The 21,020-nt window shown below is 72.5% G+C and carries 18 protein-coding genes; 5 read left to right on the top strand and 13 right to left on the bottom strand.

Features of this window, described 5'->3' with window-relative positions:
• Position 1 precedes the first annotated feature (1 nt).
• On the top strand, positions 2–778 hold the full coding sequence (locus tag GTY67_RS26895; protein WP_161280562.1) for a cytochrome d ubiquinol oxidase subunit II: 777 nt from the start codon (positions 2–4) through the stop codon (positions 776–778).
• Between the two features lie 11 nt (positions 779–789).
• On the opposite strand, the gene GTY67_RS26890 is transcribed toward GTY67_RS26895, so the two are convergent.
• Both GTY67_RS26890 and GTY67_RS26885 read right to left on the bottom strand, forming a co-directional pair.
• Positions 790–1,935, bottom strand: coding sequence for an AI-2E family transporter (locus GTY67_RS26890; protein WP_093692354.1), 1,146 nt, complete (start codon positions 1,933–1,935; stop codon positions 790–792).
• 153 nt (positions 1,936–2,088) lie between these two features.
• The gene (locus GTY67_RS26885; protein WP_093692355.1) at positions 2,089–2,283 is read right to left on the bottom strand and encodes a DUF3046 domain-containing protein; all 195 of its coding nucleotides are present in this window, start codon (positions 2,281–2,283) and stop codon (positions 2,089–2,091) included.
• Positions 2,284–2,362: 79 nt separating this feature from the next.
• On the opposite strand from GTY67_RS26885, the gene GTY67_RS26880 reads away from it, so the two are divergent.
• The gene (locus GTY67_RS26880) at positions 2,363–3,277 is read left to right on the top strand and encodes a hypothetical protein (protein WP_161280561.1); all 915 of its coding nucleotides are present in this window, start codon (positions 2,363–2,365) and stop codon (positions 3,275–3,277) included.
• Between the two features lie 11 nt (positions 3,278–3,288).
• On the opposite strand, the gene GTY67_RS26875 is transcribed toward GTY67_RS26880, so the two are convergent.
• The 3 genes from GTY67_RS26875 to GTY67_RS26865 form a co-directional block, all read right to left on the bottom strand.
• A complete protein-coding gene (locus GTY67_RS26875) occupies positions 3,289–3,594 on the bottom strand; it encodes an AzlD domain-containing protein (RefSeq protein ID WP_093692357.1) in 306 nt (101 codons plus the stop codon).
• Positions 3,591–4,391: an AzlC family ABC transporter permease gene (locus GTY67_RS26870; RefSeq protein ID WP_161280560.1), complete on the bottom strand. Its 801-nt coding sequence runs from the start codon at positions 4,389–4,391 to the stop codon at positions 3,591–3,593. Before GTY67_RS26870 ends, GTY67_RS26875 begins: the two co-directional genes overlap by 4 nt.
• Positions 4,392–4,502: 111 nt before the next feature.
• Positions 4,503–5,360, bottom strand: coding sequence for an AraC family transcriptional regulator (locus GTY67_RS26865; RefSeq protein ID WP_161280559.1), 858 nt, complete (start codon positions 5,358–5,360; stop codon positions 4,503–4,505).
• 90 nt (positions 5,361–5,450) lie between these two features.
• Here GTY67_RS26865 and GTY67_RS26860 point away from each other — a divergent pair, with 90 nt between their 5' ends.
• From GTY67_RS26860 to GTY67_RS26850, 3 genes are all read left to right on the top strand, one after another.
• On the top strand, positions 5,451–10,157 hold the full coding sequence (locus tag GTY67_RS26860; RefSeq protein WP_161280558.1) for a DEAD/DEAH box helicase: 4,707 nt from the start codon (positions 5,451–5,453) through the stop codon (positions 10,155–10,157).
• 143 nt (positions 10,158–10,300) lie between these two features.
• Positions 10,301–11,173, top strand: coding sequence for an Fpg/Nei family DNA glycosylase (locus GTY67_RS26855; RefSeq protein ID WP_161280557.1), 873 nt, complete (start codon positions 10,301–10,303; stop codon positions 11,171–11,173).
• A gap of 117 nt (positions 11,174–11,290) precedes the next feature.
• Positions 11,291–12,064: an SDR family NAD(P)-dependent oxidoreductase gene (locus GTY67_RS26850; RefSeq protein WP_161280556.1), complete on the top strand. Its 774-nt coding sequence runs from the start codon at positions 11,291–11,293 to the stop codon at positions 12,062–12,064.
• A gap of 527 nt (positions 12,065–12,591) precedes the next feature.
• On the opposite strand, the gene GTY67_RS26845 is transcribed toward GTY67_RS26850, so the two are convergent.
• From GTY67_RS26845 to GTY67_RS26810, 8 genes are all read right to left on the bottom strand, one after another.
• Positions 12,592–12,765: a CsbD family protein gene (locus GTY67_RS26845; protein WP_093692363.1), complete on the bottom strand. Its 174-nt coding sequence runs from the start codon at positions 12,763–12,765 to the stop codon at positions 12,592–12,594.
• A 36-nt stretch (positions 12,766–12,801) separates the two neighbouring features.
• Complete coding sequence (locus GTY67_RS26840) at positions 12,802–13,272, bottom strand: DNA starvation/stationary phase protection protein (RefSeq protein WP_093692364.1); 471 nt, start codon at positions 13,270–13,272, stop codon at positions 12,802–12,804.
• A 243-nt stretch (positions 13,273–13,515) separates the two neighbouring features.
• Complete coding sequence (locus GTY67_RS26835) at positions 13,516–13,899, bottom strand: helix-turn-helix transcriptional regulator (RefSeq protein WP_003965837.1); 384 nt, start codon at positions 13,897–13,899, stop codon at positions 13,516–13,518.
• 109 nt (positions 13,900–14,008) lie between these two features.
• Complete coding sequence (locus tag GTY67_RS26830) at positions 14,009–14,536, bottom strand: nicotinamide-nucleotide amidohydrolase family protein (protein ID WP_161280555.1); 528 nt, start codon at positions 14,534–14,536, stop codon at positions 14,009–14,011.
• A complete protein-coding gene (pgsA, locus tag GTY67_RS26825) occupies positions 14,533–15,402 on the bottom strand; it encodes a CDP-diacylglycerol--glycerol-3-phosphate 3-phosphatidyltransferase (RefSeq protein ID WP_093692366.1) in 870 nt (289 codons plus the stop codon). Before pgsA ends, GTY67_RS26830 begins: the two co-directional genes overlap by 4 nt.
• Complete coding sequence (rimO, locus tag GTY67_RS26820) at positions 15,399–16,880, bottom strand: 30S ribosomal protein S12 methylthiotransferase RimO (RefSeq protein ID WP_093692367.1); 1,482 nt, start codon at positions 16,878–16,880, stop codon at positions 15,399–15,401. The genes pgsA and rimO overlap by 4 nt, the downstream gene beginning before the upstream one ends.
• A gap of 159 nt (positions 16,881–17,039) precedes the next feature.
• Complete coding sequence (locus GTY67_RS26815; protein WP_093692368.1) at positions 17,040–17,843, bottom strand: helix-turn-helix domain-containing protein; 804 nt, start codon at positions 17,841–17,843, stop codon at positions 17,040–17,042.
• A gap of 308 nt (positions 17,844–18,151) precedes the next feature.
• The gene (locus GTY67_RS26810; protein WP_161280554.1) at positions 18,152–20,974 is read right to left on the bottom strand and encodes a DNA translocase FtsK; all 2,823 of its coding nucleotides are present in this window, start codon (positions 20,972–20,974) and stop codon (positions 18,152–18,154) included.
• Between the last annotated feature and the right edge of the window lie 46 nt (positions 20,975–21,020).

The following is a 21,020-nucleotide window of genomic DNA, read 5'->3' as shown; positions in this document are numbered from 1 at the left end:
CGTGGACACCCTGGCCGTCTGCCTGCTCGCCTTCTTCGCCACCGGCTACTTCGTCCTCGCGGGCGCGGACCTCGGCACCGGCATGCTGCTGCCGTACCTGGGCGCGGACGACGGCGAACGGCGCCTGGTGATCGCCTCCTTCGCCCCGTTCTTCCTGGGCAACGAGGTCTGGCTGATCGCCACCGCTGGCGTGCTCGTGGGGTGTTTCCCGGTCCTGGAGGGCGAGCTGCTGAGCGCCCAGCTCACCGTGGCCGTGCCGCTGATCACGGGCTGGATGGTGCGCGACGCGGGGCTGTGGCTACGCGGGCGGGGCGGCGGGCGGCGGTGGCGGGCGGGGTGCGACGGGGCGGTGGTGTGCGGGAGCTGGGCGGTGGCGCTGGCCTGGGGCTGGCTGCTGGCCGCGCTCTTCTCGGGTGCGCCGGAGCGTACGGCCGCCGCCCCGGTCGGGGCCGTGACCGCGCTCGCCGTCGCCGCGCTGTTCGCCGCACACGGTCTGGGTTTCGCGGCACTGCGCCTGACCGGGCGGCCCTGGGCCCGGGCGCACCGGCTCGTCGGACGTACCGGCGCGGGCAGGTCCTTCGCCCTGACCGCCGTCCTGATGGGCGCCCTGCCGCTGTTCGCGGGCCCGGCTCTCCACCTGACGGAGAACGCCGCGGACGGGGCGACGCTCACCCTGCTCGTCCCCGTCCTGCTCGCGTTCTGCCCGCTGCTGGTGGCCGCCCAGGCGTGGACCTGGCACGCCTTCCGGCACCGGGTGACGCACCCCTCGTACCTCTGAGTGCCGGTGGGTCAGGCCGACCCGGCCGCTCCGCCGCCCGTCCGGCCCGGGCCGCCGAGTGCCCGGCGTATCCGGGAGAGGACCGGTTCTCCGCGCCTCGGTGGCGGGCCGCCGTGCACCCTGGGGTCGTCGGTGACGGCGTACCGCTTCACATAGGCGCCCAGGAACGCCTGGAGCGTGGCGACGGCGGGGATGGCGATCAGCGCGCCGACAGCTCCCAGCAGGGCCGTGCCCGCCACCACCGAACCGAACGCGACCGCCGGGTGGATGTCGACGGTCTTGGCGGTCAGCTTCGGCTGGAGGACGTAGTTCTCGAACTGCTGGTAGACGACGACGAAGCCGAGCACCCACAGCGCGTACCAGGGGTCGACCGTGAAGGCGATCAGCATCGGCAGGGCGCCCGCCAGATACGTACCGATGGTGGGGATGAACTGCGAGACGAGCCCGACCCAGACCGCGAGCGCCGGAGCGTAGGGCACGCCGAGGACGACCAGCAGGATGTAGTGCGCGACGCCGGAGATCAGTGCCATCAGGCCGCGCGAGTAGATGTAGCCGCCGGTCTTGTCGACCGCGATCTCCCAGGCGCGCAGCACCTCGGTCTGCCGGGCCGGCGGCAGTACGGAGCAGAGCGCGCGGCGCAGCCGGGGGCCGTCGGCCGCGAAGTAGAAGGAGAACAGGAAGATCGTCAGCAGCCGGAACAGCCCGCCGAGGACCGTGGTGGAGACGTCGAGGACCCCGGTGGCGCTGTTCTGGACGTACTTCTGCAGCCAGTCGGAGTGCAGAAGGCTGTCCTGGACCTGGACCCGCGAGAGCTCGGTGTGGAAGGTGTGGTTGACCCAGTTGATCACCGAGTCGATGTACTTGGGGAAGTCGTCGACCATGTCGACGATCTGGCCGGCCAGCATCGACCCCAGGAGGACGACGAACCCGGCGCTGAAGATCATCAGACCGATGAAGACGATGAAGGTGGCCAGCCCCCGGCGCATTCCGCGAGCTGCCATCCGGCCCACCGCGGGCTCGATGGCGAGCGCGAGGAAGAACGCGATCAGCACATTGGTCAGCAACCCGATGACCTGGTCGAACGCCCAGCTGCCGAGCTGGAAGCAGGCGTAGAGCGCCAGGGCCAGGACCATCGCGCGCGGCAGCCAGCCCGGCATGCGCGCGGGCCCCGGGCCGGGCGGTGGCGCGGGGGGCCCGGCGGGCGGGACGTCGGACGGCTGGGCCGGAACGGTCTCGTCTGTCGATGACACGGGACAAGTCTCGCCTACGCCACCGACAGCCGGTCCTCCGGCCGGGGTTTCCGGCCGAGGTCAGCGCTTCTCGGCGGGCACGTCCATCGACGTGCAGACCGCGCGCCAGACGTCCTTGGCCTCCCAGCCCGCGTCCAGCGCCTGGTGCACCGTACGGCCGCCGAGTTCGGCCATCACATGGTCACGGGCGAAGGAGTCCGCGTACACGGAACCGAAGTGGTCCGCCATCCGCTCCCAGAAAATCGTCAACCGCATGCCATCAGTATCGCGCTCCTGAGAGTGCAGCCGGTCCTCAGGCATGTGCCAGGGCGGCTTTCCCCTCTACGGTCGGTCCATGGCTGGAACCGGATCACCTTCCCTCGCCCGCGCCGAACACTTCATCTGGCTCACCGCCCGCGTCCTCGAACAGCGGAGGTTCGCCCACCGCTTCCTCGACGGCGACCCGGACCCCGTCGAGACGGCCCTCGCCGCCTACCGGAACGAGGACGGCGGCTACGCCCACGCGCTGGAACCCGACCTTCGCGGTCCGGTCAGCCAGCCGCTGCACACCGCCCACGCGCTCACCGTCCTCGACTCGATCGGCCGCTGCGACGGCCCGCGCGTGGAGCAGATCTGCCGCTATCTGAGCGACGTGTCGACCAAAGAAGGAGCGCTGCCCGCGCTGCTCCCCTCCCAGCGCGGATATCCCGCCGCACCGTTCATCCCGGTGGTCGACGACCCACCGGCCGAACTGCTCGCCACCGGTCCCGTCGTCGGACTGCTGCACCGCAACGAGGTGTGGCACGCCTGGCTGTTCCGGGCCACGGACTTCTGCTGGAGCGCCGTCGACGCCCTGGAGCAGTCCCACCCCTACGAGATCGAGGCCGCGGTCGCCTTCCTGGACGGGGTGCCGGACCGGGCCCGCGCCGAGCGGACGGCGGACGGGCTCGGCCGGCTGGTGCGCGACCAGCGGCTCGCGGTGCTGGATCCGTCCCGGCGGGCGGAGTACCCGGTGGCGCCGGGCTACGCACCGGGCGAGCACCACTTCCCGTACGACTACGCCCGTACGCCCGACTCCCTGGCCCGCCGCTGGTTCACCGACGAGGAGCTGGAGCGCTCCCTCGACCATCTGGCGGCCGAGCAGCAGGAGGACGGCGGCTGGCCGGTGAACTGGCGGCAGTGGGCGCCGGGCCCCGCCCTCGAAGCGCGCCCCCTGGTCACCCTGGGAGCCCTGGAGACGTTACGGGCCTACGGCCGCCCGCTGGGCTGACCTCTGCCCTCTCACCCCAGTGCGCGGACGCCCGCCGTGACCACCACGGCCGCGCCGACGACCACCAGGAAGGGGGCGCGCACCACCAGCGCGAGCGCGGCGGCGGCGAGCCCGGCGGCCCGGGCGTCGAGGACGAGCTGCTGCCCGTCGCCGAAGGTCTGCTGGGCGGTGAGGGCCGCCAGCAGCGCCACCGGCAGCAGGACCGCCATCCGCCGCACGAGCGGTCGCTCCAGCACTCCGGCGGGGACCAGCAGGCCCGCGTACTTGGCGAGGTAGCAGCTCGCCGCGGTCAGTCCGATGGCTATCCAGACGTTCATGAGTCCCGTCCGCCCTTCTCCGTGGTCTTCTCCCGCTTCGCCGCGCCGGGTCCCTGCTTGCGCCGCCCCATGAGGAAGAGGACGACGGGCGCCGCCAGCGCGGACAGCAGGACCGGTACGCCGGCCGGCAGGACGGGCAGCAGCGTCAGGGCCAGCAGCACGGCGAGAGCAGCGGTGACGCGTTCGGCGGTGCTCCTGAGCATCGGCGCGAGCAGCGCGAGGAAGACGGCGGGGCTGGCCGCGTCCAGGCCCCAGGCCTCGGTGTCGCCCAGCGCCTCCGCGCCCATCGCACCCGCCAGGGTGGTGAGGTTCCACAGCACGTAGAGGGTGAGCCCGGTGACCGTGAAGCCGAGGCGCGCGGAGCGCCGGTCGGGCTGGGCCACGGTGACCGCGGTCGTCTCGTCGATCACCCAGTGGGCGGCGAAGGGGCGCAACGCGCGGGGAAGGGCGAGCAACTGGGAGAGCCGCAGACCGTAGAAGGCGTTGCGGACGCCCAGGAAGAACGCTCCGGCCGCCGCGGTGTACGGGTTGCCGCCCGCGGCCAACGCGCCGACCAGGGCGAACTGGGAAGCGCCGGTGAAGACGAGGAGGCTCAGGGCACAGATCTGGAGCAGGCTGAGCCCGGAGCCGGTGGCGGTGACGCCGAAGGCGAAGCCGGAGAGCCCGACGGCGATGCCGACGCCGAGCGCGTCCCTGATGACGGCCGCGTCCGGCTTGCGCGGTGGGGTGCCGGGCGGCCCGGCGGATATGGCACCGGTCATGCCGGTGCTCTCTGGGAGTGCTGTCTGTTCTGCCACCCGCCGCACGTTACGGGGACGGTCAGGGCCCGTCTTGTACGTTCTTGCACGCTCACGTCGTCCCTATGTGCCGCTTTTGAGGCGCGTGGCCCTAGGAGGCGTCCCGTTCTCCTAGGACACGTCGCGTCCACGCCGGTACACGCCGCGCTCGCGCTGGTATGCGCCGGGCGGGACCCCCACGATCCGGGTGAAGTGCCGGTTGAGGTGCGGCTGGTCGGTGAAGCCGACGGCGGCCGCGGCCTCGGCGGGGGCGATGCCCGCGTCGAGGAGCCGTCGGGCCCTGCGCACCCGGGCATCGGTGAGCCAGGTGTGCGGCGGCATCCCGTACTCCTTCTTGAAGGCCCTCAGCAGCGCGAACGGGCTGGTGCCCAGCTCGGCGGCGAGCGCCTCCAGGGTGGGCGGCGCGTCCATCCGCCCCTCCAGCACGCGGCGGGCGCGTTCGGCGTCCCGCGCGCTCCCGGCCCGGGGCGCCACGCTGGGGAGGGAACTGCCGTGCCGGGTGAGCAGGCGGACGACCAGGACCCGCAGCAGGCTGTCGGCGGCCAGCGCGTTGCCCTCCTCGGCGGCCCGGTGCACCTGGGTGATCAGCCGGGCGGCGTACGGGTCGCTCACCCGTGTCTCGGCGAACCCCACCGTGCCGCGCAGGTGCGTCACGTCGGCCGCGATGTCGTTGACGACCTGGGAGGAGGGGTAGAGCGTGTCGTACGTCCAGCCCTCGGGCCGTCCGGGACGGGCGGTGTGCGGCACCTCCGGGTTGATCATCACGACGGTGCCGGGGACCGCGTGCACCATGCCGCCGGGCAGGCCCACGTCCTCCACGCCTCCGGTGACCGCGCCGAACACGTACCCCTCGTGGCTGTGCCGGGGGAAGGTGTGGCGGACGTACCGGGCGCGCAGGAGGTCGAGGTCGGGCAGCTCCGCGTACGTCCAGTGGCGCGCCCACTCCTTCGTCCGATCCGCTCCCGCCATGGCCACATTCTCGCAGGTCCCGGCGGTGAGGAGGTGGCCGCGGGCGGTGTCGCGGGCCCGTTGTCAGTGGCGGGGTGCACGATGGGGGACATGACCGGCTCAGCTCTCGACGCCTTCTCGCCCGCGACCCGCAGCTGGTTCGCCGGTGCCTTCAGCGCGCCCACCGCCGCGCAGGAGGGTGCCTGGCGGGCCATCGGCGAGGGCAGCGATGTGCTGGTGGTCGCGCCGACCGGTTCCGGCAAGACGCTGGCCGCGTTCCTCGCCTCGCTGGACCGGCTGGCCGCCGGTCCGCCGCCCGCCGATGCGAAGAAGCGCTGCCGCGTGCTGTACGTGTCCCCGCTCAAGGCGCTCGCGGTCGACGTGGAGCGGAATCTGCGCTCCCCGCTGACCGGCATCCGCCAGGAGTCGGTGCGGCTCGGCCTGCCGGAGCCGGAGGTGCGGGTCGGCATCCGGTCCGGTGACACCCCGCCCGCCGAGCGGCGCTCCATGGTGACCCGGCCGCCGGACATCCTGATCACCACGCCCGAGTCGCTGTTCCTGATGCTCACGTCCTCCGCCCGGGACGCGCTCGCGGGCGTCGAGACGGTGATCCTCGACGAGGTGCACGCGGTCGCCGGTACGAAGCGCGGTGCCCATCTCGCGCTCTCCCTGGAGCGCCTGGACGAGCTGCTGCCCCGGCCCGCCCGCCGGATCGGGCTCTCCGCGACGGTCCGGCCGGTCGACGAGGTCGCCCGGTTCCTCTCACCGCAGCGCAACGTGGAGATCGTCCAGCCGCCGTCCACCAAGGAGTTCGACCTCTCGGTGGTGGTCCCGGTCGAGGATCTGGGCGAGCTGGGCGGGTCGCCCGCCACCGACGGGGACGCCGCCCAGGCGGAGAAGCCCTCGATCTGGCCGCACGTCGAGGAGCGCATCGCCGACCTGGTCCAGTCGCACCGCTCCACCATCGTCTTCGCCAACTCGCGCCGGCTGGCGGAGCGCCTGTGCAACCGGCTCAACGAGATCGCGTACGAGCGGGCCACGGGCACCGCCTTCGACCCGGACAACCCCGCCCCCGACCTGCCGGAAGTCGCCGCCCTGCCGGAGGCGCACGCCCCCGCCGAGGTCATGGCCCAGTCCGGCGCGGCCCGGGGCGCCCCCGCCCTGCTGGCCCGCGCCCACCACGGTTCGGTCTCCAAGGAGCAGCGCGCCCAGGTGGAGGAGGACCTGAAGGCGGGCAGGCTGCCCGCCGTGGTGGCCACCTCCAGCCTGGAGCTCGGCATCGACATGGGCGCGGTCGACCTGGTGGTCCAGGTCGAGTCCCCGCCCTCCGTCGCCTCCGGCCTCCAGCGGGTGGGCCGGGCCGGGCACCAGGTGGGCGCGGTCTCCACCGGCGTGGTCTTCCCGAAGTACCGCGGCGACCTCGTGCAGGCCGCCGTCGTCACCGAGCGGATGCGCGAAGGAGCGATCGAGGCGCTGCGCATCCCGTCCAACCCGCTGGACGTGCTGGCCCAGCAGCTGGTCGCCATGGTGGCCCTGGACAGCTGGCAGGCCGACGACCTGCTGGCCCTGGTCCGCCGGGCCGCCCCGTTCGCCTCGCTCCCCGAGTCGGCGTTCACGGCCGTCCTCGACATGCTCGCCGGGCGCTATCCCTCCGACGCCTTCGCGGAGCTGCGCCCCCGGGTCGTCTGGGACCGGGTCGGCGGTACGGTCACGGGCCGCCCCGGAGCGCAGCGGCTCGCCGTCACCTCGGGCGGCACCATTCCGGACCGGGGCCTCTTCGGCGTCTTCCTGGCCGGCGCGGACCCGAAGAAGGGCGGCGGCCGGGTCGGCGAGCTGGACGAGGAGATGGTCTACGAGTCCCGTGTCGGCGACGTCTTCACCCTGGGCACCACATCCTGGCGGATCGAGGACATCACCCGCGACCGGGTCCTCGTCTCCCCCGCCCCGGGCGTTCCGGGGAGGCTGCCGTTCTGGAAGGGCGACCAGCTGGGCCGCCCCCTGGAGCTGGGCCGCGCCCTCGGAGCGTTCCTCCGCGAGATCGGCGGGCTCGCCGAGGAGGACGCCCGCCTCCGGCTGCTCGCCGCCGGGCTGGACGCCTGGGCGGCGGACAACATCCTGGCCTATCTGGACGAGCAGCGCCGGGCCTGCGGCCATGTGCCGGACGACCGGACGATCCTGGTGGAGCGGTTCCGGGACGAGCTGGGCGACTGGCGGGTCGTCGTGCACTCCCCCTTCGGCGCCCAGGTGCACGCCCCCTGGGCGCTCGCGCTCTCGGCCCGCCTCGGTGAGCGGTACGGGATGGACGCCCAGGTCATGCACGCCGACGACGGGATCGTGCTGCGGCTCCCCGACGCGGACATGATGGGCCTGGACCTCCTCGACTTCGACGCCCCGCCCGCGACCACGGACGCGGGGAGCAAGGAAGCGACCCCGCCCGCCTTCTCGTACGACAGCGAACAGCCCCCGGTCGGCGCCACCGATGTCGTCTTCGACCAGGGCGAGGTGCAGCAGATCGTCACCGACCAGGTCGGCGGCTCCGCCCTGTTCGCCGCCCGCTTCCGTGAGTGCGCGGCCCGCGCGCTGCTGCTGCCCCGCCGCTCCCCCGGCAAGCGCACCCCGCTCTGGCAGCAGCGCCAGCGCGCCTCCCAGCTGCTCCAGGTGGCGTCCGAGTTCGGTTCGTTCCCGATCGTCCTCGAAGCCGTGCGCGAGTGCCTCCAGGACGTGTTCGACGTCCCCGGGCTCACCGAACTGATGGGTGACCTGGAGGCGCGCCGGGTCCGGCTGGTCGAGGTCACCACCCAGGAGCCCTCCCCGTTCGCCCGCTCCCTCCTCTTCGGCTACGTCGCCCAGTTCCTGTACGAGGGCGACTCGCCGCTGGCCGAGCGGCGGGCCGCCGCACTCTCGCTGGACTCCCACCTCCTGGCCGAGCTGCTGGGCCAGGCGGAGCTGCGCGAGCTGCTGGACCCGGAAGTCCTCACCGAGCTGGAGCAGGAGCTTCAGTGGCTCACCGAGGACCGCCGGATCAAGGACGTCGAAGGGGTCGCGGACCTGCTGCGCGTGCTCGGCCCCCTGACCGACGCCGAGCTGGCCGAGCGGGGCGCCGAGCCCTCCTGGGCGCCGGAGCTGGCCACGACCCGCCGGGCCATCCAGGTCCGGATCGCCGGGGCCGACCACTGGGCGGCGATCGAGGACGCGGGGAGGCTGCGGGACGCGCTGGGCACAGCACTCCCGGTCGGAGTTCCCGAGGCGTTCACCGAGCCGGTGAAGGACCCCCTCGGCGACCTCCTCGCCCGCTTCGCCCGGACGCACGGCCCGTTCACCGCCGCCCGGGCCGCCGAGCGGTTCGGCCTCGGCACCGCCGTCACGGACGGCGCGCTGCAACGGCTGGCCGCCTCCGGCCGGACCGTGCAGGGCGAGTTCCACCCGGCGGGCATCGGCCAGGAGTGGTGCGACGCCACCGTGCTGCGCCGGCTGCGGCGCCGTTCGCTGGCCGCGCTCCGCCAGGAGCTGGAGCCGGTGGAGCCCGCCGCGCTCGCCTCCTTCCTCCCCCAGTGGCAGCACTTCGGCTCCCACGGCCTGCGGGGCATCGACGGCCTGGCCCGCGCCGTCGAACAGCTCCAGGGAGCGCCCGTCCCCGCCTCGGCCCTGGAGAAGCTGATCCTGCCGAGCCGGGTCATGGGCTACACCCCGGCGATGCTGGACGAGCTGACGACGACGGGCGAGGTCGTCTGGGCGGGTGCGGGAGCACTGCCCGGCAAGGACGGCTGGCTCTCCCTCTACCCCGCCGACAGCGCACCCCTGCTCCTGCCCGCCCCGCACCCCCTGGAGCTGTCGGCGCTCCACGAATCCCTGCTCACCACTCTCTCCGGGGGATACGGCCTCTTCTTCCGGCAGATCGCCGACCAGGTCCGGGCCACCACCCACCCGGACTGCTCGGACCAGCAGCTCGCCGACGCCCTCTGGGAGCTGGCCTGGTCCGGCAGGCTCACCAACGACACCCTCGCCCCGCTGCGCTCCCTCCTGGGCTCCGGGCGGACGGCGGGCTCCACCGCCCACCGGGCCCGGCGCAACGTGCCCCGCGGGCGGTACGGATCCCTCACCGCGGCCGCCCGCCCCGCCTCCCGCACCGGCCCCCCGACGGTCTCCGGCCGCTGGTCCCTGCTGCCCCCCCGCGAGCCGGAGCCGACCCACCGCGCCCACGCCCTGGCCCGCACCCTTCTCGACCGGCACGGCGTGGTGACCCGCGGCGCGGTGCAGGCCGAAGGGGTGGAGGGCGGCTTCTCCGCGACGTACCGCATCCTGGCCGCCTTCGAGGACAGCGGCCAGGCCCGGCGGGGCTATGTGGTGGAGGGGCTGGGGGCGGCCCAGTTCGCGATGGACGGGGCGGTGGACCGGCTGCGGGCGGCCGCCACGGCCCGCGACCGCCGGGACCCGGGCACCGCGCCCCGCGCCCTGGTGCTCGCCGCCGCCGACCCGGCCAACGCGTACGGTGCCGCCCTGCCGTGGCCGGAGTCCCCGGACGCCGCGGGCCACAAGCCGGGGCGCAAGGCGGGGGCGCTGGTGGTCCTCGTCGACGGCGAGCTGACGCTCTACATGGAGCGCGGCGGCAAGTCCCTGCTCGCCTGGCCCTCCGACCCCGAGTCCCCCGCGCTGCTGGCGGCGGCCGAGGCGCTGGCCGCCTCCGCCCGTGCCGGAGCGCTCGGCACCGTGACGGTGGAGCGTACGAACGGGGTCTCGGCCCTCACCTCACCGCTGGGCCGGACCCTGGAGGCGGCCGGCTTCCTCGCCACCCCGAGAGGCCTGCGCCTGAGAGCCTGAGCCGGGCGGGCCCGGCTCAGGCTCTCAGGCGAGCCGGGCGGGCCCGCCCGGGCTCCGCGCCCGACCACGCCCGGCCCCCGCCCGGCCCCCGCCCGCGCGCCGGTCGGGCCCATCCGCATGTCCGGCGGGCCCATCATGGAGGTATGCCCGAAGGAGACACCGTCCTACAGACCGCCGCCCGGCTGCACGCAGCGCTGGCGGGGCGGGTCCTCACCCACGCAGACCTGCGCGTCCCCCGGTTCGCCACCGCCGACCTGAGCGGCCGGACCGTCCTCGACGTCACCGCACGCGGCAAGCACCTGCTGACCCGGGTCGAGGGCGGCCTGACCCTGCACAGCCACCTCCGGATGGACGGGGCCTGGCGGATCTACGCACCGGGCGAGCGCTGGCGCGGCGGCCCCGGGCACCAGATCCGCGCGGTCCTGACCAACACCGACCACACGGCCGTCGGCTACCGCCTCCCCGTCCTCGAACTGCTGCGGACCAGCGAGGAGAGCAAGGCCGTCGGCCACCTCGGGCCGGACCTGCTCGGCCCGGACTGGGACCCCGATCTCGCCGTGGAACGCCTCCTCGCCGCCCCTGACCGCCCCCTCGGCGAGGCCCTCCTGGACCAGCGCAACCTCGCGGGCATCGGCAATGTCTACAAGTGCGAGCTGTGCTTCCTGGCCCGCGTCACCCCCTGGCTCCCCGTGGGCGCCCTCCCCGACGGCACCCTGCCCCGGCTGGTCGCCCTGGCCCACCGCCTCCTCGACGCCAACCGCGACCGCCCCACCCGCACCACCACCATCCGGGCCGAACGCCGCCCCCGCCCGGACACCCCGGCGCCCACCCCCGGGAAGCGGCCGCTCCCACCCCTCCGGGTACAGGAGCCCCTCTACGTCTACGGCAGAAACCGCCGCCCCTGCCTGCGCTGCGGCACGCCCATCCGGAAGATCGACGAGGAGGACCGGCCCACGTACTGGTGCCCGTCCTGCCAATCGGGCCCGACGCCCTGGGGCGTGTCCGGCGGATCTTGACCGGGTCCGCGACGCCTGGCACGGCCTGTCCGGCCCTGGTCCGCCGGGCACGCCCCAGGGGCCGTAAGCACCGCACACCAGTTGACGACCCGTCAGATGCAGCCGTACGGTCCCGTCATGCCCCTCTCCGCGTTCGACGCCTACGACCTCACGGGCCGCTCCGCGTTCGTCACCGGCGCGGCGAGCGGGATCGGGCGGGCCAGCGCCGTACTGCTCGCCGAGGCCGGAGCCACGGTCCACTGCGCCGACAGCGACGAGACCGGCCTGCGGAGAACGTACGAGCTGATCACGAGCGCGGGCGGCACCGCCCGCACCCACCCCCTCGACGTCACCGACCGGGACGGGGTCAGCACGGCCGTCCGGGCGGCGGGAGAGCTGGACATCCTGGTCGCCGTCGCCGGGATCATGCACACCAGCAGCGTCCTGGAGACGGAGGACGAGGACCTGGACCGGGTGATGGCGGTCAATTTCAAGGGGGTGCTGTACGCCTGTCAGGAGGTGGCCCGGTCCATGATCGCCCGCGCCGCCCCCGGCTCGCTGATCACGATGGCGTCCGGCGCCGTGGACTCCGCGAGCGCGGGCCTGCTCTGCTACAGCGCGGCGAAGGCGGCCGTGGTCCAGCTCACCAAGACGCTCGCCACCGAGCTGGGCCCGCACGCCATACGGGTGAACGCGGTGGCCCCGGGCTGGATCCGTACGCCGATGACCGACCGGCACGGAGCCGGACAGCAGCAACGCGCGGAGGCCACGATGGTCCGGATCTCGCCTCTGGGCCGGGTCGGTGAACCCGAGGACGTCGCCCACACCGTGCTGCACCTGGCGTCCGACGCGTCGGCCTTCACGACCGGCCAGATCCTCCGCCCGAACGGCGGCGTCGCCATGCCCTGGTGACCCCCGCCACCAGCCGCTCACGCACCGCCACAAGCCACCCAGGCACCGCCGCAAGCCACCCCAGCCTGCCACGCGAAGCCCCCTGCTCACGCCCCGCCACCAGCCGCCCCGAACGGGCCCGCGAAGACCGCTGCTCAGCCCCCGCCACCCCCTCCTCCAGCCCCTCCAGCCCCTCCGGTCTCCCCACTCCCCCCGAGAGGCCCGACGCCACATGCACGGGCAGCAGACTCAGCCCCCAGCCGCCCGCCGCCACCGCACCCTCCACCACACCGGCCTGCTCCGGATGGAGCGCCAGCCGTAGCACCGCCCACCACCACAGCCCGCCGAGGACCAGCGCCGGCACCCACCGCCGTACCATCGCTGTCCTCCCGCGGCCGACGTCCTTTCGGGCAGTTTCCCCTGGCGGCAGCGGCTCTGCATCCAGAACGGACGGCCGAAGGGGCACCCGCCCCGAGAACGCCGAGTGCCCCCGCCGATGACCGGCGGGGGCACTCGGGGCGGACAGCGCTGCGAGGCGCTGCCAGCCGTTACTTGTCGTCGTTGCGCAGGGAGTCCGTGACACCCTTCGCGCGGTCGCCGGCCTCGTCCACCTTGTCCTTGGCCGTGGCCTTGGCCTGGTCGGCCTTGCCCTCGGACTCCTTGCGGCGGTCGCCGGTCAGCTTGCCGACGGCCTCCTTGCCCTTGCCCTTGAGCTTGTCCATGGCGTTGTCACCAGTCACGATGTCGGTTCCTTCCGCTCAGGCACTTTCGGCCTGGAACATCCAGGCGTGCTTTTCGAGGTCTGCTGTCAGTGAGATCAGGATGTCCTGAGTCACGGGATCCGGCGCGTCGGTCACCTCGATGCGCTCGCGCATCCGGCCGATCACCACGCCCAGGGCGTCCACGAGCGCCTTCACGGCGTCGGTGTCCTTGATCCAGCCCTCGGGGACGGACCGGATGGCGGTTTCCTTGGCCACGGTGGCGGAGCGGCCGTCCGGGTTGACCCCGAGCGCGGAGGCGCGCTCGGCGACCGTGTCGGAGTGCTGCCGGGCCGTGGCCACCACGTCGTCGAGTTGCAGGTGGACGGACCGGAAGCGCGGGCCGACCACGTTCCAGTGGATCTGCTTCGCCACGAGGGAGAGGTCGACCAGGTCGACCAGCGCGCCTTGCAGCGCTTCTCCGACGAGCTTGAGATCGCTGTCGGACAGTGGGCTCTTCACCACAGACATGCAACAACTCCCATCCGTCAGGCGTACTGCTGACCGTCGTCAGGCGTTTCGCTGACCGTTTCGGCGCACCACCCACGATGGCACAAACCAAACAAAACAGTCATGTTGGCCTCAACCTCCGTCTGCCCTCTCTTCCGCCGCTCACACACGCACAGCCGGCACAGAAACGGCATACGCAGAAGTCCCGGCCGACCCCTGTGGGGGCCGACCGGGACTCCGGTCGATCACTGTGCCGCGCGCGGATCAGGCGGCGACGACGTCCACCGCTTCCGCGGGCGCCTTGATGGTCACCCGGCCCGACGGCACACCTGCGACCGACGAGACGGAGACGGAATTGAGCATGGGACGAACCGGTACTGGGACCGGATCACTGGCAGCTGCCGACTCGGCCAGCTCAGCGAGCGAGAGCTCGTCGCTCACTTCACGCATGAGCTCGGACATCCGTACGTCAAGCGCGTCGCAAATCGCGGAGAGCAGCTCGGAGGATGCCTCCTTCTGCCCCCGCTCCACCTCGGACAGATAACCGAGCGAGACCCGGGCGGACGAGGAGACTTCGCGCAGAGTACGGCCTTGGCGCTGGCGCTGCCGACGCAGCACGTCACCCAGCAGGCGACGGAGCAGAATCATCGGTGGCTCCCTCCTCGGACCGCGTAGCCGCATCCTTCACGCCCTACCGTACCGCCTTGTGCTGCGGCCGTGCGGGGAGCGATGTCGTGTTCACTCAGGGCTGCAAACATCAATTCCCCCCGATCTGTTCCGTATCCTGTGCCCGCGCATTCTCACCGAGTTCGCCGGCAAGCAGATCGAGGACGCTTCGTACACTCTCTCTACGGATGTCCGCCCTCGAACCGTTCAACCGCAGAGCGGACACTTTCTCGACGCCTGAAGGTCCCGCGACGGCCACGTAGACCGTTCCGACGGGCTGTCCGTCCTGCGGTTCCGGGCCCGCGACGCCGGTCGTGGAGATGCCCCAGTCCGCGCCCAGGGCACGGCGCACACCGGCCGCCATCTGCCGCGCGACCTCGGGATCGACCGCCCCGCGCTCCGCCAGGAGAGTCCCGTCCACGCCGAGGACGGCTTCCTTGAGGGCTGTGGCGTACGCCGTCACCGATCCCCGGAAGGATTGGGAGGCTCCGGGTACGGACGTCAGTTCGGCCGCCACCAGGCCGCCCGTCAGCGACTCGGCGACGGCGAGCGTCTCACCGCGCTCCACCAGCCGCCCCAGCACCCGGGCAGCGACAGCTGCGGTGGCACCGGCTGTCACCGCTCGGCCTCCGCGCCGTCGCGCGCCCGTACAGCGGGTTCTACGGGCGCCGGACCACCGGCAACGCGCACGCTCGAACCAGAGGCACCGCTGACGCCTGAAGCACCACCGGCACCTGAAGCACCAGCAACACCACCGGCCACACCCGCATCCGTGCTCACACCCGCCCCAGGAGACCCGGCCGCCTCGTTCAGCGCCTCCGAGGTCCGGCCGACGGCGGCCCGCTCGGCGGCGAGGCTCCTGCGGCGAAGAACGATGGCCTGGCGTACGTAGTCGAGACCGGTGACGACCGTCAGCACGACGGCCACCATCATCACCCAGAACCGCAGGGTGGCCAGGGGTCCGGTGAGCACCAGGACGTACATCCCGGCCGCCGTCCCCTGCGCCAGGGTCTTCAGCTTGCCGCCTCTGCTGGCCGGGATCACGGCGTGCCGGATCACCCAGAACCGCATCAGCGTGATGCCCAGCTCACGGGCAAGGATCACCCCCGTGATCCACCACGGCAGATCGCCCAGGACGGAGAGGCAGATCAGCGCGGCGCCCATGATCGCTTTGTCGGCGATCGGGTCGGCGATCTTCCCGAAGTCCGTGACCAGGTTGTACGCCCGCGCCAGATGACCGTCGAACAGGTCGGTGATCATGGCGATGGCGAAGGCCGCCCAGGCGAAGGAGCGCCAGACCGGGTCGTACCCGCCGTTGTGGAGCAGCAGCATGACGAAGCCGGGGACGAGCAGCAGCCGCACCATGGTCAGGATGTTGGCGATGTTCCACAGGCTGGCCTGGTTGACGGCCGCAGTGCCCAGCTTGCCGCCGCGGACCGGCTTCGCGCCGGAACCGCCTGCCGCGGATGCCGGGACTCCCGTCATCTGGCCGCCTCCGCAAGCTCGTGGTGTTCGGCCACCAGGTCGACGCCCTCGGTGCCCACTGCCTTTGCCTCGACCATACGGCCCGGCACGAGCCCCTCGCGTGTGGTGAAGACCACCTGGCCGTCCGTTTCCGGGGCCTGGTGCGCGGCGCGGCCGATCGCGACCTCGCCGTCCTCGTCCGACTCGACGGACTCCACGAGCACCTGGAGGGTCTCGCCGACGCGCTCCTCGGCGCGCTGCGAGGTCAGCTCCTCGGCCAGCTGGGAGATGTGGGCGAGCCGCTCGGCGATGGTGTCGGCGTCCAGCTTGTTCTCGTAGCCGACGGCCTCGGTGCCTTCCTCGTCGGAGTAGCCGAAGACGCCGATGGCGTCCAGGCGGGCGCCGGTGAGGAAGCGTTCCAGCTCGGCGAGGTCGGCCTCGGTCTCGCCGGGGAAGCCGACGATGAAGTTGGAGCGGGCGCCGGCCTCGGGGGCCTTGCTCCGGATGGTGTCCAGCAGCTCCAGGAAGCGGTCGGTGTCGCCGAAGCGGCGCATCGCGCGCAGCACGCCGGGGGCGGAGTGCTGGAAGGAGAGGTCGAAGTAGGGGGCGACCTTCGGCGTCGAGGTGAGGACGTCGATGAGGCCGGGGCGCATCTCGGCGGGCTGGAGGTAGCTGACCCGGATCCGCTCGATGCCGTCCACGTCCGCCAGCTCGGGCAGCAGGGTCTCCAGCAGCCGGATGTCGCCGAGGTCCTTGCCGTACGAGGTGTTGTTCTCGGAGACGAGCATGACCTCCTTGACGCCCTGCTCGGCCAGCCAGCGGGTCTCCTGGAGCACGTCCGAGGGGCGGCGGGAGATGAAGGAGCCGCGGAAGGAGGGGATGGCGCAGAAGGAGCAGCGGCGGTCGCAGCCGGAGGCGAGCTTCACCGAGGCGACGGGGCTGGTGCCGAGCCGGCGGCGCAGCGGGGCACGCGGTCCGGAGACCGGTGCGACGCCTTCGGGGAGGTCCTCGGGGGCCGGGGCGGGCGCCTCCTGGGCGTGCCCGGGCAGCGCGACGGCGGCGTCCTGCCGCTCGGCGGGGCTGATCGGCAGCAGCTTGCGGCGGTCGCGCGGGGTGTGCGAGGCGTGGATGCCGCCGTTGAGGATGGTCTGGAGCCGGTCGGAGATGTCGGCGTAGTCGTCGAATCCGAGGACGCCGTCCGCCTCCGGCAGGGCCTCGGCGAGGTCCTTGCCGTAGCGCTCGGCCATGCAGCCGACGGCGACGACGGCCTGGGTGCGGCCGTGGTCCTTGAGATCGTTGGCTTCGAGCAGGGCGTCGACGGAGTCCTTCTTGGCGGCTTCGACGAACCCACAGGTGTTGACGACTGCGACATCCGCGTCCGAGGCGTCCTCGACGAGGTCCCAGCCGTCCGCTGCCAAGCGGCCTGCAAGCTCCTCCGAGTCCACCTCGTTACGGGCGCAGCCAAGAGTGACAAGGGCGACGGTACGGCGTTCGGGCATGGACTCAAGACTACTTCGTCCCGGCGGCCCTCCCGCCGAGCAGGGTTGCCTGCCTCCTCATCTGCTACGGGGAGTAACAGGCAGCGGCCCCCCGGGGAGACGCCGACGGGCGCCCGGCACGAGGCCGGACGCCCGTCGAAGGGGTGGGAAGGCGCGGGGTCAGCCGGCCTCGGGGTCACCCTTGGTGTACGTGAGCCGTTCCACCTGACCGGGTTCGAAGCGGTCCTGGAGCTTCTTGCCGTTGACGAAGAGCTCGATCGCCCCGGCGTTGCCGAGGACGAGGTCGATACGCTCCTTGTCCTGGAAGGTCTTGGACTCACCTTCGAGCAGCAGCCCGTCGAAGAGCAGCCGGCCGTTGTGGTCCTTGACGGAGATCCAGCTCTTGCCCTGGCTCGCGCCGAGCTTGACCGTCACCTTGTCCCGGGGGGCGGCGGCGATGGCACTCTCGGACGGCACGGGCTTGGGGTCGGCCGGCTTGGTGGTGGTGGGTTTGGCCGCGGTCTTGTCGGGCTTGGAGCCCTCCGCGACCTGCGCGGTGTTCGAGGGCTTGTCGTCTCCGCCGTTGAAGAGGGTGAAGCCGACGAACCCGATCACGGCGACGATGGCCGCGACCATGGCCGCGGTCCAGTTGGGCCGCCGCGGTTCGGATCGGATGCGTTCCGCTTCGAACAGCGGAGCCGCGGGGGTGGGTGCGGGACGACCGCCGTGGTCGCCGTCGTAACGCTCGACCAGGGGGTCCGGGTCGATACCGACGGCACGGGCGATGTTGCGGATGTGGCCGCGTGCGTAGACGTCGCCGCCACAGCGCGAGAAGTCGTCCTCCTCGATCGCGTGCACGATGGGGATGCGCACCCGGGTGGAGCTGCTGACTTCCTCGACCGTCAGACCTGCGGCGATGCGAGCCTGCTGAAGGGCACGACCGATCGAAGGCCGGTCGTCTTCGGGGGAGTTGCCGATGGACACGGGGGCGCCTTTCGAGCGTGAGCCACCTGCTGGATGTTCAGTCTAGGGGGGGTACGAAAGGGAGGGGCAACCGGGAGGGACGACTTTGTACGCCATCGGGTTCGCCGGACGGGCCGGTGGACCTCTCCGCGGGCGGAGCGGCACCGGGACCGTGCCCCTGTCGAGGACTGGGCAACCTGGAGTGGGCCGAACAGGGTGGGGGACAACGGGCTGGGCTGGAGGGAGGAGCATCGTTCCTCCCCTCCCTCCAACTTGACGTACGGCCGCACGAAACGGTTGCCCACGAAACCTTTACGGGTGGATAACCCCTACGGAGCGGATTCCCCGCGGATGACGGCCAACACCCCGTCGAGTTCGTCCGGCTTCACCATGACGTCGCGGGCCTTGGACCCCTCGCTGGGCCCGACGATGTTGCGGGACTCCATCAGGTCCATCAGCCGCCCCGCCTTCGCGAAGCCGACGCGCAGCTTGCGCTGGAGCATCGAGGTCGACCCGAACTGGGTGGAGACGACCAGCTCGGCGGCCTGGCAGAGCAGGTCCAGGTCGTCGCCGATGTCCTCGTCGATCTCCTTCTTCTGCTTCGTACCGACCACGACGTCGTCCCGGAAGACCGGGGCCATCTGGTCCTTGCAGTGCTGGACGACGGCCGCGACCTCGTCCTCGGTGACGAAGGCGCCCTGCATACGGGTGGGCTTGTTGGCGCCCATCGGGAGGAAGAGGCCGTCACCCTTGCCGATGAGCTTCTCGGCGCCGGGCTGGTCGAGGATGACGCGGCTGTCGGCGAGGGAGGAGGTGGCGAAGGCGAGCCGGGAGGGCACGTTCGCCTTGATCAGCCCGGTCACCACGTCGACCGAGGGGCGCTGGGTGGCGAGCACCAGGTGGATCCCGGCGGCGCGGGCCAGCTGGGTGATGCGGACGATGGAGTCCTCGACGTCGCGCGGGGCGACCATCATCAGGTCGGCCAGCTCGTCGACGATCACCAGGAGGTACGGGTACGGGGACAGCTCGCGCTCGCTGCCCTCGGGCGTCTTCGCCTTGCCGGTGCGCACGGCGTGGTTGAAGTCGTCGATGTGCCGGTAGCCGAAGGCGGCCAGGTCGTCGTAGCGCAGGTCCATCTCCCGCACGACCCACTGGAGCGCCTCGGCGGCCTTCTTGGGGTTGGTGATGATCGGGGTGATCAGGTGCGGGATGCCCTCGTACGCGGTGAGCTCCACGCGCTTGGGGTCGACGAGGACCATCCGGACGTCCTCCGGGGTGGCCCGCACCATGACCGAGGTGATCAGGCAGTTGATGCAGGAGGACTTGCCGGAGCCGGTGGCGCCGGCGACCAGGACGTGCGGCATCTTCGCCAGGTTGGCCATCTCGTAGCCGCCCTCGACGTTCTTGCCGAGCGCCACGAGCATGGGGTGGTCGTCCTCGGCCGCGTCCGCGAGGCGCAGCACATCGCCGAGGTTGACCATCTCCCGGTCGGAGTTGGGGATCTCGATGCCGACGGCGGACTTCCCCGGGATCGGGGAGATGATCCGTACGTCCGGGCTGGCGACGGCGTACGCGATGTTCTTGGCGAGCGCCGTGATCTTCTCGACCTTCACGGCCGGGCCGAGTTCGATCTCGTACCGGGTGACCGTCGGGCCCCGGGTGAAGCCGGTGACGACGGCGTCGACCTTGAACTCGGTGAACACGTTGGTCAGCGAGGCGACGACGGCGTCGTTGGCCGCGCTGCGGGTCTTGCCGGGCCCGCCGCGCTCCAGCAGGTCGAGGGAGGGCAGCGAGTACGTGATGTCGCCGGAGAGCTGGAGCTGCTCGGCGCGGGCGGGCAGGTCCCCGGTCCGCTCGGGAACGGGCTTGGTCAGATCGGGTACGCCACCGGGGTCACCGGGCCCGGGAGCGGCGGCCGCCGCCTTGCCCGCGCCTGTCCGGTCCTTGCCCGCGCCGCCGTCCCGCTCGGCCTCCCGTGCTCCGGGCACAGGCGTGGAGCCGGTACGTTCCCGGTCCCGGTCCACCGAGACGCCCTGGGTCAGGTCGGCGACGACCGGCGAGGGCGGCATGCCGTTGAGCACGGCCCCGTCGAGTGCGGCGGCCGCGGCCGCGGCGACGTCCACCGCGTCCAGGGGCCGGTTCATCTGGGGCTGCGCGGCGGGCCGCCGGGGCCGCCTGCGCTTGGTCAGCGCCTCGGCCTCGGCGCTGTCGTGGTCGTACACGGCGTCGTCGGCGTCCGGTGCCTGGCGGCGCCCGGAGCCGCGGCGGGTCCCGGCGGGCAGCGCCTCGCGCCACTGCTCGTCGTAGCGCTCGTCGTCGTCCTCGTACATCTCGCCGGGTTCGTACGCCGGTTCCACGATGCCGAGGCGGACGCCGAGCTGGCGCAGCCGGCGCGGGATGGCGTTGACCGGGGTGGCGGTGACGACGAGGAGGCCGAAGACGGTGAGCAGCACGAGCAGCGGTACGGCGAGGACCTCGCCCATCATGAAGATCAGCGGCTTGGACGCGGCCCAGCCGATCAGCCCGCCCGCGTCCTGCATGGCCTCGGTGCCGTCCTCGCGGCCCGGCGACCCGCAGGCGATGTGGACCTGGCCGAGGACGCCGACGACGAGGGCGGAGAGCCCGATGACGATCCGGCCGTTGGCGTCGGGCCGCTCCGGATAGAGGATGAGCCGGACGGCCATGGCGCCGAGCAGTATCGGCGCGAGCAGGTCGAGGCGGCCGAAAGCCCCGGTCACCAGCATCTCCACCAGGTCGCCGACCGGCCCCTGGAGGTTGGACCAGGTGCCCGCGGCGACGATCAGCGCGAGGCCGAGGAGCAGGAGGGCGAGGCCGTCCTTGCGGTGGGCGGGGTCAAGTCCCTTGGCGCCGCGCCCTATGGAGCGGAACACCGCGCCGACGCCGTGGGCCGTGCCGAGCCAGATGGCGCGCACCAGCCGGTAGACGCCGTTGGTGGGGGACGGTGCGGGTTTGGGTGCGGGCCTCTTGGCCGCCGCTTTCTTCGCGGGCGCCTTCTTCGCGGGCGCGCTCGTCTTCTTCGGGGCGGTCTTCTTGGCGGGCGCGGCTTTCTTCGCCGGCCCTGAAGTACGGCCGACGCGCTTCGCGGTGCCCGCCGTGCCCTGGGAACCCTTGCCGGACGTACGTGAGGCCATGGTGCCGAGGTTACCGTTGTCGACGCCCGTGAACACGTTCGCCTAC

The organism is Streptomyces sp. SID8374, assembly GCF_009865135.1.
Taxonomy (GTDB): domain Bacteria; phylum Actinomycetota; class Actinomycetes; order Streptomycetales; family Streptomycetaceae; genus Streptomyces.
This window is presented reverse-complemented; position numbering and strand designations above follow the sequence as displayed.